Origin of the sequence: Verrucomicrobium sp. BvORR106, from assembly GCF_000739655.1 — a bacterium.
In the GTDB taxonomy this organism is placed as follows: domain Bacteria; phylum Verrucomicrobiota; class Verrucomicrobiia; order Verrucomicrobiales; family Verrucomicrobiaceae; genus Verrucomicrobium.
Genome location: NZ_BATR01000131.1, coordinates 1 through 14,791 on the forward strand (window position 1 = coordinate 1; position 14,791 = coordinate 14,791).

The window sequence follows — 14,791 nt, forward strand, 5'->3', positions numbered from 1 at the left end:
TCGTCGATCGCGCCAAAGGTTACGGCGTCGAGGGCTATGAGGTGGACGGCAAAGATCTCCTGGCCTGCCTGCAGGTCTTTCAGCACGCCATCAGTCGCGCCCGAGCCGGGCACGGTCCGCAGATGGTGGTTGGCTCCTTGCTCCGCCTGGGCGGGCACGGTGAGCACGATGACGCCTCTTACATTCCCGATACAGTGAAGCATTCCGAACATGGTCGCGACTGCCTCCATCTGGCCGAGGAGTGCGCCCTTGAGCGCGGTTGGGCCACGAAGGCGGAGTTGCTGACTCTGCGTGAAAACTCCCAGAAGGAAGTGGATCGGGCCCTCGCCCAGACGAGCCGTGAACCAACGCCCGATCCCTACAAAGAATCGTGGCGCGCCCTCGCAACCTCGGCTTTGGTGGACGAAGAGAAATGAGTCTGACCTACCTCGAAGCCATTCGCGAAGCCCAGTACGAAGCCCTGCGCCGTGACCCGCGCGTCTTCATCTACGGGCAGGACATCGGAGAATTCGGCGGGGCCTTCAAGGCTACCAAACGCCTCAGCACGGAATTTCCCGGCCGGGTGATGGACTCGCCCATCAGCGAGGACGCCATGGTCGGCATGGCCATCGGAGCCGCCGTGGAAGGAAGCCGTCCGATCGTTGAGATGCAGTTTGCCGATTTCAGCAGCGTCGGATTCAACCAGATCGTCAACCAGGCAGCCACGCTGTACTGGCGCACCAATGTACCGTGCCCGATCGTGATCCGCCTGCCCAGTGGGGGCACCCCGGGCAGCGGTCCCTTTCACAGCCAGAGCATGGAGAGCATCTACGCCCACTATCCGGGGCTGGTGATCTTGACTCCTGCAACCGTGGAGGATGCCTATCACCTCCTGCTGGATGCCGTGGAACTGGAAGACCCGGTGATCTTCTGTGAACACAAGTTTCTCTACTACCACCTGAAGGCCGATGCCTTGCCGAGCTCCACCTTGCCGATTGGCAAGGCGCGCATCGCTCGTCCAGGTCGTCATGCCACGGTAGTGGCCTACTCTGCCATGGTGCATGAGAGCATCCGTGCCGCAGAGGAACTGCAGCAGGACGGCTATCAGATCGAAGTGGTGGACCTCCGGAGCGTCAAGCCGATCGATACCGGCACGATCTTGGCCTCCGTGGCCCGGACGGGTCGTCTACTCTGCGTGGGCGAATCCTTCCCCTGGGGTGGTGTCACTGCAGAGGTGATCTCTCGCGTCGTGGCCGATGGATTTCACCTTCTGGATGCCCCGCCTCAGCGACTGAACTCCAAAGACACCCCGATTCCCTACCACCCGAATCTTTGGCGCGCCCACCGGCCCACGGCCGCAAGCATTGTGGCCGAACTTCGCAAACTTTTGAAGTTCTAGCCGCTTCCCAGTCTCTATCGACGGTGCGCAGACACCCTCTGCGCTTCCATCACTCTCCCTTCCTCGACAGCCCACATGCCCGCCATCCCGATTCTCATGCCCCAACTTGGGGAGTCTATTGCCGAAGCCACGATTGTCAGAGTGCTCATCGAGCCTGGGCAGGATGTGGATGAGGGCCAGGAGATCTTTGAGGTGGAGACGAACAAGGCCGTGATGACCGTCACCGCCCCCTGCAAGGGCAAGGTGGGCGAACTCACCGCCCAGGTCAATGTGAGCTACCCGGTGGGTTCCAATCTGGGAGCACTGGAAGTCTCCTCCCAAATGGCTAAAGACATGGGAGTGGACCCCATCAAGTCCGCGCCCAAGCCTCAACCATCGTCCAATCATCACGACGACGGCGAGCCAGCCAACTTGCATTTCAAGATCAGCGACGCCGACACCATCCAGGAGCGCCTTCCCACCGTCGAGCCCGTGGTGGGCGGCCTGCCCGTACCCGCCGGGGCGACTGGCGCTCATTACATCTCTCCGCGCATGCGCGCCCGGATGAATGAACTGGGTCTGAACGCCTCCGACCTCTCTGCTGTGGCTGGCACCGGCGCAGGTGGCCGCGTCACGGTGGAGGACTTCGAACAGTTCCTGCGCAACCTGGATGCTCATCGCATGACCAATGCGTCCCCCATGCGCATCGCAGTGGCGGACTCCATGCGTCGCAGTTGGAGCCGGCCACTCGCGACCGTGGGTTCTCCCGTGGTACTGGACCCGCTGCTGGCCCACCGGAAGAAGGCTAATCCCAAACCTGGTCCCGCTCTCTACGTGATCAGGGCTCTCGCCCTGGCCCTCAGTGAAGACACCGCCGTGGCCGGCCGCCTCGTGGGAAATCGCATCGTCCACCCCCGGGCCATCGATATCGGCTTTGCCGTGGAAGTGGCAGACGGCGTGCTGGTTCCCACTCTCCGTGAGGTGGAAAAAAAACCGCTGGCGACCCTGGTGGATGTTTACAACAAGCTCGTGGAACAGGCCCGCACCCGCCGCCTGCCCAATGAAGCCAGTCGCCCTGGCATCGCGACGGTCACAAATTTCGGAACGTTCGGCATCGTGTGGGCGACTCCGATTCCCCTTCCCGAGCAAAACTTGGTGCTGGGGCTGGGTGCCGGGCGCAAGGCTCCCGTCTGGAGTGAGGAAGTGAAGACCTTCATCCCCGTGACCGAGGCTGAACTGACCTTGAGCTTCGACCACCGCATTCTCGATGGTGGCGGCGCAGGTCGGCTCTTGGCACGCGTGGCTCAGCTTCTCCAGACTCCCGAAAAGCTCTGACCGAGCCCTCGAACAGCCCTGCAATTCCCTTTTCACAGCCTGATGAAACTCACCGTTCTCGATGCTTACACCGCCAATCCAGGCGATCTCTCCTGGGATGGCTTGAACGCTTTGGCGGAGTGCACCTTCCATGATCGTACGCCTGCTAGCGAAGTGGTGAATCGAGCCCAAGACTGTGAGTTGATCCTGACCAACAAGACCGTCATCAGCGGCGAAGCGATCCGCTCCCTGCCCAAGCTGCGTTACATTGGCGTGCTCGCCACTGGCTACAATGTCGTGGACATTGCCGCCGCCAAGGAGCGCGGGATCACTGTGTGCAACGTTCCAGGTTACAGTACTGCCTCAGTGGCTCAGACGGTGTTTGCGCTCCTGTTGGAGTTGACCCACCGGGTCGGCCATCACGCACAGACCGTGCGCGAGGGTCGCTGGAGTTCCTGCCAGGACTTCAGCTATTGGGATGGTTCCCTGGTGGAGCTGAGCGGTCGCACCTTGGGCATTCTCGGCTATGGCGCGATCGGTGAGGCCGTGGCCCGAATCGCCCTCGCCATGGGGATGAAAGTCATCGCCAATCGCCGCACCTGGACAACTGAACCCCTTCAAGGCGTTGAGAAAGTGGACCTTGAGTCCTGTTTCAATGATTCAGATGTATTAACATTACATTTCCCCTTAACACCCAACACTTCAGGCATCATCAACCGCGAGAACATCGCCAAGATGAAACCCAGCGCGTTCTTGATCAACACGGCGCGGGGTCCGTTGATCAACGAGGCCGATTTGGCAGAGGCTCTCAACAGCGGGTGTCTCGCGGGTGCCGGACTGGATGTCCTTTCCTCAGAGCCCCCTGCGGCAGACAATCCCCTGATCACCGCTCGCAACTGCTTCATCACCCCTCACATCGCGTGGGCCAGCTTGGAAGCGCGTGGACGGCTCATTCAGGTGGCCACGGAAAATGTGGAAGCATTCCTGGCCGGGGTGCCACAGAACGCGGTAAGCTGAAAAATTATCAATTCGGTTGTCAGAAAATCACGCTTTCGGGCAGTATCACTCCCCCTGCGTTTTGGATTTTTCTGACCTCATGAAACTGCTACCCGTCGCCGCCCTCTGTCTCCTCTCCGCCTTTCCTCTTTTCGCCGGAGAGTGGGTGAACCTCTTCAATGGCAAGGATCTTGCCGGATTCGTTCAGCGGGGCGGCAAAGCCACCTATGCGGTGGAAGACGGAGCCGTGGTGGGAACTACCGCCCCCAACACGCCGAATAGCTTTCTCTGCACGGAAAAAGACTACGGGGACTTCGTCCTGGAGTTGGAGTTCAAGGTGGATCCCCGCATGAACAGCGGCATCCAGTTCCGCAGTGAATCCAAGCCCGACTACAAGTCGGGGCAAGTCCATGGCTACCAGTTCGAGATCGATCCCGCAGATCGCGCCTGGACGGCCGGCATCTATGACGAAGGCCGCCGTGCCTGGCTGGCCCCATTGGAAACCAACGACGCCGCCCGCTTTGCTTTCAAGCAAAACGAATGGAACAAGGCCCGCGTAGAGGCGATCGGCGATCAACTGCGTACGTTCCTCAACGGCGTACCCGCTGCCAGCCTGAAGGACGGCATGACCCCGAAGGGGTTCATCGCCCTACAGGTGCACGGCATTGGCAAAAATGATACCCAGATGCAGGTGCGCTGGCGCAACATCCGCCTGCTGGAAAACCCGTCCAAGGCAGATCTCACCCCTGAAGTCCAGGCTCCAAAGGCACCCGCATCCTTGGTGGCTGAAGGTGCCGAAGTGAAGCTCCTCCAGGGCGGGTTCAAGTTCACGGAAGGCCCTGCTCTGGCTCCGGACGGCCGCATCTTCTTCACCGACATTCCCAACAACCGGATTCACATCTATGATCCAGCGACCGGCAAGACCAGCGTGCATCGCGAGAACACCGGCGGTGCCAACGGCCTGATTTTCACCCCTACGGGGGCGTTGCTGGCCTGTGAGATGAAAGCTCGCAAGGTGACCCGCGAAGCCAACGGTGAGATCAAAACCATCGTCGAGAAGGTGGGCGGCAAGAAGGTCAATCAGTCCAATGACGTCGATCTGGACGGCAAGGGCGGCTACTACTTCACCGACCCCAACTACGGCCAGAAGGACGACATCCAGATGGAGAAAGAGTGCGTGTATTACGTGGACCGCGGTGGGAAGGTCACCCAGGTGATCGACGACTGCCTCAAGCCCAACGGCATCGTGCTGTCTCTCGACAAGAAGACCCTCTATGTGGGAGACAATGGCTCAAACAAGGTCCGCGCCTACGACGTCCAAGACAATGGCACTGTGAAGAACGGCCGCGACTTTGCGAAGATGGCAGAAGGCCAGGCCACCGGGGGCGATGGCATGACGATCGACCAGTTTGGCAATGTCTACGTGACTGCACAGGAATTCGTCTGGGTCTTCGATCCCACCGGCAAGGAAGTGACCAAGATCAAGGTTCCGGAAAACCCGGCCAACTGCACCTTTGGCCGCGACAACATGCTCTACATCACCGCCAAGACCGGCTTCTACGGCGTGAAAATGAACGTGTCCGGCCGTCGTTAACAACACTCGCACCTCACGACTTCTCATGAAACTGCATCATCTCCCCTTTCTCGCCGGGCTTCTCGCCTGCGCCTCTCCGTTATTCAGTGCGGAGTACAGCTTCAAGGACACGCCCTCCAAGCACCTCGACATCCTGCGGGATGGCAAGGTAATCGCCCGCTGGATGACGGCGTACGACATCTCCAGCAAGGAGCAGATCCACGATACCTACAAGCCTTTCCTGCACGTCTTCGACGCCGACGGCACCGGGCCAATCACCAAAGGACCGGGGGGCGACTTCACCCACCACCGCGGCATCTTTGAAGGCTGGAACAAACTGGTGGTGGGAGACAAGACCTATGACCGCTGGCACATGAAGGACGGGGCGCAGGTGCATGTGAAGTACCTCAACCAGTCCGCTGACGCGAACGGGGCCACCTTCACCTCCCTCGTCCGCTGGCAGGGCAAGGGCGAAGCGGCAGAGCCGGTGCTGGAAGATGAGCGCACATTCAAATTCCTCGCTCCCTCGGGTCAGTTCTACTCGATCATCGACGTGACGACGAAACTGAAGGCCATCGCTGGCGACACGACCTTCGATGGCGATCCGGAACACGCCGGCCTCCAGTTCCGCCCTGCACAGGAAGTAGACCGCACCAAGACGGCTTACCTCTATCCCGTGGCCAAGGCGGACGCCCACAAGGATCTCGATTATCCTTGGTTCGCTGAAACCTACTCGCTCAACGGGAAGACCTACAGCGTGGTTTACCTGAACCATGCCTCCAATCCCACGGGCACACGCATCTCCGCCTACCGTGACTACGGCCGGTTCGGGGCGTTCTTCAAGACGAGCATCAAGAAGGATGAAACGCTGACCCTGCAGGTCCGCTTCTTGATCGCCGAAGGCGGACTGCCCTCCGCCGAGGTGATCCAGAAAGCCTGGAACGAATACACAGGGAAAAGCGCTCCCACCCCAGAAGTGACGCAGAAACAAGCTGAAGGCGCAGGAAAGCCTGCAGCACCAAAGGCAAAAACAGCTCCCGCCACGCCAAAGTCGAACTGATTGCGTTCGTGGTTGTCAAACAAGCGGCACTCCTCTAAAGGACGTGCCGCTTTCTATTTTCACCCCCAGCTCGCTCGCAATTTCCATGAACATTCCAGGCTGAGACCAACGAGACCCCTTGCCCGCGTTTGTGCTGACCTTCTATGAAGGTGCATGAACGCTGACCACAGCGTCGCCCCCGCATCCGAGAACAGCTTCACGCGCGTTTTCTGATGGGTGCATGATTCTGTGAACTTCCCTGTATCGAGCTGTCCTCAGGCAACCCGATGCCTAGGGCTCTCGTCTCGTATCTCAAGCCAGTTTCATGACTTTCCGCTCCACCGCCTTTACCGTGGCGTTATCCACGGCCTTGCTGGCTTGTTTTGCCAGCACCCATCATGCCGCGCCTGCCGTCGCGCGCCCGTTTGAAGCCCTGCGCATCAACTGCGGAGGTGGCACCATCAAAGACCGGCTCACCGGGCACGTGTGGTTGTCAGACAAGAACTACGTGGTCCGAGGGAAGAAGTACCGCTTCAGCCAGAGGCTCAACCTCAAGGGAACTGAAGAGCCCGCACCGGAGCCAGTGTATCAATCGGTGCGGAGAGCCAACGTCACCTACCGGATCAGAAGTGTGGCTGATGGCACCTACTTGGTGCGGCTGCACTTTGTCGATGGCAAGCAGCAGGCTGAACGCAGCATGGATTTTTGGATCGAAGGCGAGCATCTCCTGCAAAACTTCAGCCCCAGAGAAGCAGCGGGGTCACCCAACCGGGCCTACATCTATGAAGCCGTGGTGCAGGTCAAAGACGGCAATGGCCTGGAGATCAGAGGCACCCGTGGCCGCGGAGATGATGTGTTTCTCAGTGGTATCGAAGTTCTGCCAGCCCCGTCCGGAGCCCCCCTCACCCGTCCGCCATTGGCCAGTCCCAGCGCGCCTGCCGATCTCGCCCAGCAGTTGCGCGACTTTGCTGAAGGGCCCGCACGGGTCGTTTGGACCCGCACCGAGGACGAAGAGGACTTCTACCTGAAGGGCGGCACGGGCACGCTGTTTGGCTATGACACAGAGGACGGCAAAGGCGAGCGGGCCATCCTCTCGGAACTCCGCAGTTACGCCAGTCCCATGCTCACCCCTGACGGCAGGCAGGTGGTCTTCACCCACCAAACGAAGCACAAGTGCTACGTCGTGGGGTTCGATGGAGCGAATTTGCGGGAACTCTCGGCGGGCTATGCGTCCGACATCTGGTCGGACCCGGCCACGGGAGTGACCTGGGTGTATGTGCGCACCGGCTGGCGTGACGTAAGGGCTCCGGTCAGGCGTTTCAGACTCGATGATCCATCGGTTTCAGAAGAAGTCTGGACCAAATCTGGCACCGGGCAGCCGCAAACGGCATGGTTTCATCTTTCCGGAGATGGCAAGCTGGCCGCCGATGCCTTCCCGTGGCCGCAGTGCGGACTGGCAGACATGGGTACCGGCGAGTTCAAGGTGATGGGAAAAGGGTGCTGGCCCGCGGTGGCCCCAGACAGCAGCCATCGGTCCTTCTACTTCATTGGCCAGCATACGGGGGTGCAGTTCTTCGATACGCCCCAAGCGACACCACGCACAATCAACCTCGCCACCGTGCCGGGATGGACAGGGCGTAAAGTTTACCACCCGAGATGGACGAACGATGTGCGCTTCGTCACCCTTACTGCGCCACAATGGATGCCAGAGACCGAGCTGTACATTGGTCGGTTTGATCAAGGATTCACGGAGGTTGAGAGTTGGTTTCGCGTGACCTACAACCACACGGCGGACTTCTTCGGGGACGCATGGTTTGCCGCAGCCAGCAAACACAATGCCCCCAGCGCGCCTGGCACCCCCACGCCAGCGCTGCTGGCACAGTCCAACGACAACGGATTACCCGGCACCGTCTTCATCTGGGAGAATGAGCGCTCCCGAAATGTCATCACCGCAGCAGACGCAAAGGTGCTACGCAGCTGGTCCGCACGCTATGAGGGAGCCACCCGCCCCAACCGCTGGTTTGGGGCGATGATCCGGCACGGCTCCCTGCTTCCCGACGACGATGCCGCCCCGGTGTTCGCCAAGGCAGCCGAGTCGTCGGGCGCTTTCTCGCTGGCGTTGGACATCGAACCGTCCGTAGGCGCCGGAAGACAGGAGTCTGCGGTACTGTCCCTGGCCAGTTCCAAGCAGAAGCCCGTTCTCGAATTGGTTCAGAACCAGTCCGCCTTGTCGGTTTCCCTGTTGGGCAAAGATCGGAAGCTGGTGAACCTCAGTTTGGGAGATGTCACTCCGGGTGAACCCACCCAAGTCGCGGTCTCCTATGGGGCGGGACAGTTGGTGGGATATCGCGATGGCAAGGAGAAGGCACGAGTCGCCGCAGTTTGTGATCCCGGAACATGGGAAGCTGCCAACCTGGTCTTTGGCAACGATGTCCTTCGAGGAAAACCCTGGGAGGGTTCGATGGAAAACATCCGCCTGCTGGACCGTGAGCTATCTGGATCAGAGATAGCCGCCCTCCAGGAACGCTCGGTCAAAACAAGACAGGAACGACAACCCGCCGCTCGTGTTGTGGTGGAAGCCGAGTTGCTTCAGGCTTCAGAGCCCGATGAACCTGCAACCATTGCCCCCTACGTGCGGAGCTTGGGAGAAAACGTTTACAAGGTGAAGCGGGTGTTGTCTGGACACCTGGAAGACACGGAGATCATCGTCCTGCAATGGGTGGTGCTGGGGGGACAGACGCTCCCCTCTTCGGAACGTGAAGAAGGACACGTCTATCGCTTGGAACTGGAGTCGGCCGACAACCACCCGGAGCTTTCCGGTGAACATCGCTCCACAGACATCTTTGAGCCCGTAATGAATGTGTACTACGACATGGGCTTGTAGTTCACTGCACCATCCCGGCGCTCCCAAATCCCTCAGGAAATCTTAAGGGACAAGGAAGGTGTTTCCAGTGCGGGGATCCCGGGCCTTCTGGCCTGGGGCCAAGCCGCGCACGTCGAGCATATTCGCCTCTGTCCTTTCGGCACCTGGAGGATAAACGAATCCGACCCGGCCGGCGACGGGCACGGCGTAGCTCAGGGGCGCAGGTGGCCCCATCACTTCGTTGGCCCCCGCTGTCTTTTCCGTCGTCCCAGCCCCCTTCTCTCCTTTGCCTTTGGAATCACTGCCATCAGTCCCGGTACCCGGGCGTGAGGGATCTTCTCGAAGGTACTGAGTCTCCCCACGCCGACTCGAATTGGTACCAGGGATGGGCTGCGAAGCGGCACTCCCCGGCGTTTGTGGCCTTCTGCCCGTCTTGGGTTTGTTTTGCCCCGCATTGGGAGGTGGCACGGCTGGCGGCGGCTCTTGCGACTTTTCAAAGTCGCGCGTCTTCTTAAAGAGGAAGCTTCCCATCTTCTTGAAGATGTTAGGGTCCTCCTCCTTGGGCGCAGGGGCGGGCGGAGGTGCAGAAATGCCGCTCACGGACCATCCGGCCACAAGAGAGAGGAGCAGCGCGCACCGGCGGGCGGTTTGCCAGGAGGAAGTGACTTTCATCGAATCAGGGGGCTTGATTTTCAACGCCCGCCCAAGAATCTCGGGAGCAACGGGAGTTTACGATAAACGGAGCTACTTGAACAGGTCTATTGCAAGCAAACGATACGGAACATCCCCTTGGCCGCATTTTTGCAATTCACGCTGATGGATGGGATCAACCGTAAGGTCGCCAGTGAAAAAGAGCCACCCCAGCATCTCGTACGCGGCGCTGAGCACGCGCAGGCGTTCGTTGACCTGCCGATTCGATCGCTCCCGCCTCTGTTGGATGGTTGCACCAGCGTCAACAGGGTGGAGAGAAGACTCTGCCAGGAACTGAGGTCAAGACCGGGCATGGTTGGAGGAGAGGGGTAAGGGTCAAGGTGATCCAACCAAGTGGATCTCAAAACAAGGTGTCAAGGTGTGTGAAGAACGATCGCCTCTGCGGCTCGCTTCATCGCCGAGCTGAATTTCTCAGTAGATCCTCATGGTAGGGTGTGAAAGCTGTTGCCGTTCAAGGAGACACGTAACTTGGACACGGGGCGCTACCGGCCACTCGTACGATGCTCTTTGAGAAAGGAGGATCCGATGCCGGGCACCTGCTCCACCGTGAATCGATCTGGCAGGACCGCCAGGAACAAATTGAATTTTGGCGGTGTTCGCGGGTCAGCCTTTCGCGGCTGTTGCGAAGGCTTTCGAGCCCCGAAGGATTTCCCCCCGAATAGTTCAAGTTGATCACTCGTGTTGCAGACTGTGCCTTTGCAGACAGCTCGTTTCAGGTTCGATGAAGAGAGTAAGGGTAAGGCAAACGATGTAGCGTGTCTCCTTAATGACAAGGACAAGACCACCCCCTTCCCTCAAAAAAGAAAATGAGGAGGCATGTCGAGTTCCAACGATCCCAGTCGACTACCCTGTGAAGCGGGCATCTTGAGCCGGCTGCCGCTCGAACGCTCAACGCATAACATCTAACACCTAATTTCTCCCCCCTACCACCATGAGATTCCTGATGATGATGATTCCCCGCGGTTACCAACCCGATACGCCGGCGTCCGAGAGGCAGGAGGATGGCTTTGAGCCGACGGCAGAGGAGATGGCACCCATGGGGAGATTTAACGACGAGATGGAAGCGGCCGGGATCCTTCTGACGGTGGACGGTCTGCATCCGCTGTCCCGAGGGGCGCGGGTGGCGTTCGCCAAGGGCAAGCCCACCGTAACGGACGGGCCATTCATCGAGACCAAGGAAGTCCTTGGCGGCTTCTGGATCATCCAGGTGAAGTCCAAGCAGGAGGCCCTGGAATGGGCTCAGCGATGCCCGGCCTCGGATGGCGATGTAATCGAGCTGCGGGAAATCTGGGAGATGGAGGACCTGCCGGAGGAGGTGCAGAAGAGAGCCGCGAAGCGGGAGGGAAAGGAGGAAGGACTGAAGGGGGGACCGCTAATTGACACTAACGAAACGCTAATGGAATAACCGTGGAAATGGGAAGGTCAGGGCTGAAGGCAATCATTCCGGGGCTCCGATCCGACCTCTTCGTCACCTCCGCCGCTTGGGTTGGGCTCTTTCGGCCCTGTAGGCTGGGAACTGAGAACGCGATCATGATCGACAACCACGGCATTCAAGAGAACAGAAGCTCAGGGCCAAGGGCCCGCCGTCATACCAGCCGTGGGCAGCGCCCACGGTCATGATGACAAAAAATTCCTGAGGGCTGTAAGCCCGGCCTCATTCAGGGTTGTTCGTCATGCGCTGGCTCGATCACGCACAACCAACAATGGCTTCGGGCCTGTGGTTAGACCAGGGGACTCATAATCGTTTGCTCCCACGCACTGGCTCAAATGCCCCCACCCGCCGCTGGCCCGCCAATCGATGCCACGGGTTTCTCCTTGGGCCGAGACGGCTATCCCGAATCATACCTCTGTGCCTCTGTGGTTTATTCCAATTCCCTTTCGCCACGGCACGCCCCCCCGGGAACGTCGAACACCAAGAGACTCGAGATCCGGCGCGCAAGAGACTTTACAGCGCCGAATCCGTCTCCATTCATACTCTCTTCCCCCTTTCCGACTCACGCGATGACCACCCGACTCGACCCGAAATTTACCGCTCTCCTCACTGACACCGCTGCCAAGCTGGAAACGCTGGAGATCTGGCCTCGAGTGCTGACGGACGCGGCCCCTGCCCTGCAGGAAACGGCGGTCGATCTGGCGCAGCAGCTTCGGGAGTTCGCCACGACGCTGGTGGAAGCCCAGGAGGCGAAGGTTTCGGCTGAACTGGCAGCCAAGGTGGCAGCTCTCCAGGCCAAGGAGGAAGAGGCCGCAGCCCGCGAAGCGGAGAAAGCCCGTCTGCTGGCTGAGAAGGAAGCCGCCCGGATCGCCAAGGAAGAAGCCGCCGCAGCCGCAGCCGCCGAGAAGGCCCGTCTGGCAGCCGAGCGGGAAGCCGCCAAGGCCCAGGCCGCAGCGGACAAAGAGGCTGAGAAAGCCCGCATCCAGGCCGAGAAGGAAGCAGCGAAACTGGCCAAGGAACAAGCCATCGCCGAACTCCTCGCCGAAAGAGCCCTCTTCCAAGCGGCGAAAGAGGCTGAACGGATCGCCAAAGAGCAAGCTGCCGCCGAGCAGGCTGCGGAGCGGGCGCGGCGCCTCGCCGAAATGATCGCCGCCAAGGAGCAAGCCGCCGCGGAGAAGGAAGCTGAGAAGGCGAGGATTCAGGAAGAGAAAGAAGCCGCGCGCCTCGCCAAAGAGCAGGCTGCGGCTGCTGCAGCGGAAGAGAAAGCCCGCATCGCGGCGGAGAAGCAGGCGGCCAAGGAGCAGGCGGAAGCCGAGAAAGCCGCCGCCAAGCTGGCCAAGGAACAGGCCGATGCCGAGAAGGCTGCGGAGCGCATCCGGCTCCTGGAAGAGAAAGAGGCCGCCCGACTCGCCAAAGAACAGGCCGATGCCGCCGCCGCGGAGGAGAAGGCCCGCCTCCAGGCCGAGAAGCAGGCAGCCAAAGAAGCCGCCGCCGCCGAAAAAGCCCGACTGCTGGCAGAGCGGGAAGCCGAACGTATTGCCAAACAGGAAGCGGCAGAAAAGGCCAAAGCGGAACGCGAAGCCGCACGCGAGGCCGAGCGCGAGCAGGCCCGTCTGGAAGTGGAAGCCCTCAAAGCTGCGACTGCGGCCCTAAAGGCCAAGCAGGCCGCCGAGGCCGAAGCCGCGCGTCTGGTGGAGGAAGAAGCTCGCGCCAAGCGCGAAGCCGCCGCCGCCAAGATTCGCGCCGAACAGGAAGCCAAAGAAAAGGTTCGTCGCGCCGCTTCCCTGGCGACCATGGCGGCAGAGAAGGCCGCACTGGAGGCGGAGAGGAAGAGGTTGGAAGAGCTAAAAGCAGCCGGCGGTGAGGGGTAAGGGCGCTGCGTCAGCGCGTCGGTGCGTCGGTGCGTCGACGAACCGACGCGGCGGTAGAAGAAGTAGTCACAGGATTCAACCTGTGCAGCCGCGCGGCTCCCATTCAGCACCGGCAGGCTGAAGCCTACCACTCCTTTTTGACTGCGAGGCTTGTCCACGCATGATCTCGCTGCTACTCGCCTCAATGCGCAAAAACTATGGTTGCACCCCATCCCGTTCTCCCTCAATTCTGACATCAACAAACAGGCGCCCGCGCAATACTCTTTTCCGATTCGCACCCCTCTATGAAACTCACTCCCCTCGCCCTCTCGCTTTCGTCCTCCCTGGCCCTCCTGGTGACTGGCTGCCAGTCGGAACCTGACAGCAGCGGTGCCCCGGCGGCACCCAGCGCAGCCTCCGGCTCAACCACTGGCCAAAGTCCCTTCGGCTCCACCGCCTCGGTCGATGCTTCTGGCTGGGTGACCACTTCCAGCGGGCTCCGCTACCAAGTGCTGGCTTCAGGCCCAGGGACCGGGCAGTCTCCCGGCAAGTTGGACATGGTGACCGTGCACTACAAGGGCACACTGACGAATGGCACGGTGTTTGACAGCTCGCTGGATCGCGGTCAACCCGCCAGCTTTGGCGTGGGCCAGGTGATCCCCGGCTGGACCGAGGCCCTGCAGCTCATGAAGCCTGGAGACAAGTGGCTGCTCTACATCCCCTCCCAACTTGCCTATGGCAGCCGCGCCGTGGGTGGAAAGATCCCGGCGAACAGCGATTTGATTTTCCAGGTGGAACTTCTGAAGGTGAATTGAAACCACTGATAGCAGAAGGGATAAGGGAAGAGGGGTAAGGGTCAAGGGGATCACGAGGAACCGCTGACAGACGCTCACTGACGCTTACGGGGTTCGCGGAAAGAGGTAAGTACCAGCGCATGATCGGGTGAAGACTGAACATGCGCTGGCGGAAAATGATCAAGAGCGACCTACTTTACCTCCACGACATCCAGCACATTGAGCTGGATGAACTGGCCGTTGTAGGGCTGCGGAGCCGGAGCGATGTCGGGGACGACGAGTTTGGAGAAGTTGGTGATCATGCGGCCGTTCTGGCCGTTACCATGAAGGGTCAGCGTCGCGCCGCCTTCGATCTCGATCGTGGCGGTATAGTCGATGGTGAAGATACGGTGGCCGACCTTGTCATCGCGGTTGAAGAAGAAATGTGAGGCGGGCGAGGAAACGGTGAGCTGGTAGATGTTGTAGGTGGCGTTGTTCGGGCTGCCTCCGACGTAGAATCGCTCACCAACCTGCTGACCGTCCTTGTACATCATGGGCTCCACCACGCCACGTACCCGCAGGGTGACCTTGTAGCGTTTGCCCGGCTCACCCCCGAACTTCTTGGTGTCGGTGAATTTGTCGTTGGTTGCCGGGTCATCCGTTTTGCGGGCGGAAATGCCATCCGCCCCGGGTTTGGGATTTTCCGGCATGGGGTCTTGGCACGGGAATTCAAAGCGGTAGCCATCGAGCTCCGCGGCCACCTTTTTCAGGGAGTCATTGGCGTGCGATGGGAGTGCGAAGGCGGCAGCGGTGAGGAGGGTGAGGAGGAAGCGCATGAGTCAGTGGGCAGTTGGCAGTGGGCAGTGGTCGAGGTGTTGGGGGC

11 protein-coding genes and 2 pseudogenes are annotated in these 14,791 nt (G+C 60.3%); 10 read left to right on the forward strand and 3 right to left on the reverse strand.

All coding sequences use genetic code 11. From position 1 onward, the window contains the following. The 7 genes from BV106_RS24680 to BV106_RS24710 form a co-directional block, all read left to right on the forward strand. The coding region (locus tag BV106_RS24680) for a thiamine pyrophosphate-dependent enzyme (protein ID WP_038169169.1) at nt 1-416 on the forward strand (416 nt) is incomplete at its 5' end. Further along, complete coding sequence (locus BV106_RS24685; RefSeq protein ID WP_051946292.1) at nt 413-1,378, forward strand: transketolase C-terminal domain-containing protein; 966 nt, start codon at nt 413-415, stop codon at nt 1,376-1,378. The genes BV106_RS24680 and BV106_RS24685, both read left to right, overlap by 4 nt. Before the next feature lie 75 nt (nt 1,379-1,453). Beyond that, a complete protein-coding gene (locus BV106_RS24690; protein WP_038169171.1) occupies nt 1,454-2,692 on the forward strand; it encodes a 2-oxo acid dehydrogenase subunit E2 in 1,239 nt (412 codons plus the stop codon). Nucleotides 2,693-2,734: 42 nt separating this feature from the next. Then, nucleotides 2,735-3,688, forward strand: a complete 954-nt coding sequence (locus tag BV106_RS24695) for a D-2-hydroxyacid dehydrogenase (protein ID WP_038169172.1) — start codon at nt 2,735-2,737, stop codon at nt 3,686-3,688. Nucleotides 3,689-3,767: 79 nt separating this feature from the next. Then, nucleotides 3,768-5,261 (forward strand): SMP-30/gluconolactonase/LRE family protein, encoded by a 1,494-nt coding sequence (locus BV106_RS38845; protein ID WP_051946293.1) that lies wholly within the window; start codon nt 3,768-3,770, stop codon nt 5,259-5,261. 25 nt (nt 5,262-5,286) lie between these two features. Next, on the forward strand, nt 5,287-6,300 hold the full coding sequence (locus BV106_RS24705) for a DUF6807 family protein (RefSeq protein ID WP_063767995.1): 1,014 nt from the start codon (nt 5,287-5,289) through the stop codon (nt 6,298-6,300). 304 nt (nt 6,301-6,604) lie between these two features. Then, nucleotides 6,605-9,163, forward strand: a complete 2,559-nt coding sequence (locus BV106_RS24710) for a LamG-like jellyroll fold domain-containing protein (RefSeq protein ID WP_038169173.1) — start codon at nt 6,605-6,607, stop codon at nt 9,161-9,163. Between the two features lie 42 nt (nt 9,164-9,205). Here BV106_RS24710 and BV106_RS24715 read toward each other — a convergent pair whose 3' ends face one another. Together BV106_RS24715 and BV106_RS39290 are read right to left on the reverse strand one after the other, a co-directional pair. Beyond that, the gene (locus tag BV106_RS24715; RefSeq protein ID WP_038169174.1) at nt 9,206-9,814 is read right to left on the reverse strand and encodes a hypothetical protein; all 609 of its coding nucleotides are present in this window, start codon (nt 9,812-9,814) and stop codon (nt 9,206-9,208) included. Nucleotides 9,815-9,940: 126 nt separating this feature from the next. Next, nucleotides 9,941-10,146: pseudogene (locus BV106_RS39290) on the reverse strand (hypothetical protein); the annotation flags it as partial. A gap of 638 nt (nt 10,147-10,784) precedes the next feature. Here BV106_RS39290 and BV106_RS24725 point away from each other — a divergent pair. The 3 genes and pseudogenes from BV106_RS24725 to BV106_RS24735 form a co-directional block, all read left to right on the forward strand. Next, the gene (locus tag BV106_RS24725) at nt 10,785-11,258 is read left to right on the forward strand and encodes a YciI family protein (protein WP_051946294.1); all 474 of its coding nucleotides are present in this window, start codon (nt 10,785-10,787) and stop codon (nt 11,256-11,258) included. Between the two features lie 596 nt (nt 11,259-11,854). Continuing rightward, nucleotides 11,855-13,156 carry a hypothetical protein gene (locus tag BV106_RS24730; RefSeq protein WP_051946295.1) on the forward strand — a complete coding sequence of 434 codons (1,302 nt, stop codon included), beginning with the start codon at nt 11,855-11,857 and terminating at the stop codon, nt 13,154-13,156. A 461-nt stretch (nt 13,157-13,617) separates the two neighbouring features. After that, nucleotides 13,618-13,950 (forward strand): annotated as a pseudogene (locus BV106_RS24735) (FKBP-type peptidyl-prolyl cis-trans isomerase); the annotation flags it as partial. Between the two features lie 170 nt (nt 13,951-14,120). On the opposite strand, the gene BV106_RS24740 reads toward BV106_RS24735, so the two are convergent. Then, nucleotides 14,121-14,744, reverse strand: coding sequence for a hypothetical protein (locus BV106_RS24740; protein ID WP_038169177.1), 624 nt, complete (start codon nt 14,742-14,744; stop codon nt 14,121-14,123). Nucleotides 14,745-14,791: the final 47 nt, after the last annotated feature.

What these genes read in the sequence shown, in the direction of transcription:
- BV106_RS24710 (WP_038169173.1), top strand. Translation starts at nt 6,605, where the DNA reads ATGACTTTCCGCTCCACCGCCTTTACCGTGGCGTTATCCACGGCCTTG.
- BV106_RS24715 (WP_038169174.1), bottom strand. Translation starts at nt 9,814, where the DNA reads ATGAAAGTCACTTCCTCCTGGCAAACCGCCCGCCGGTGCGCGCTGCTC.
- BV106_RS24690 (WP_038169171.1), top strand. Translation starts at nt 1,454, where the DNA reads ATGCCCGCCATCCCGATTCTCATGCCCCAACTTGGGGAGTCTATTGCC.
- BV106_RS24740 (WP_038169177.1), bottom strand. Translation starts at nt 14,744, where the DNA reads ATGCGCTTCCTCCTCACCCTCCTCACCGCTGCCGCCTTCGCACTCCCA.
- BV106_RS24695 (WP_038169172.1), top strand. Translation starts at nt 2,735, where the DNA reads ATGAAACTCACCGTTCTCGATGCTTACACCGCCAATCCAGGCGATCTC.
- BV106_RS24725 (WP_051946294.1), top strand. Translation starts at nt 10,785, where the DNA reads ATGAGATTCCTGATGATGATGATTCCCCGCGGTTACCAACCCGATACG.
- BV106_RS24705 (WP_063767995.1), top strand. Translation starts at nt 5,287, where the DNA reads ATGAAACTGCATCATCTCCCCTTTCTCGCCGGGCTTCTCGCCTGCGCC.
- BV106_RS24730 (WP_051946295.1), top strand. Translation starts at nt 11,855, where the DNA reads ATGACCACCCGACTCGACCCGAAATTTACCGCTCTCCTCACTGACACC.
- BV106_RS24685 (WP_051946292.1), top strand. Translation starts at nt 413, where the DNA reads ATGAGTCTGACCTACCTCGAAGCCATTCGCGAAGCCCAGTACGAAGCC.
- BV106_RS38845 (WP_051946293.1), top strand. Translation starts at nt 3,768, where the DNA reads ATGAAACTGCTACCCGTCGCCGCCCTCTGTCTCCTCTCCGCCTTTCCT.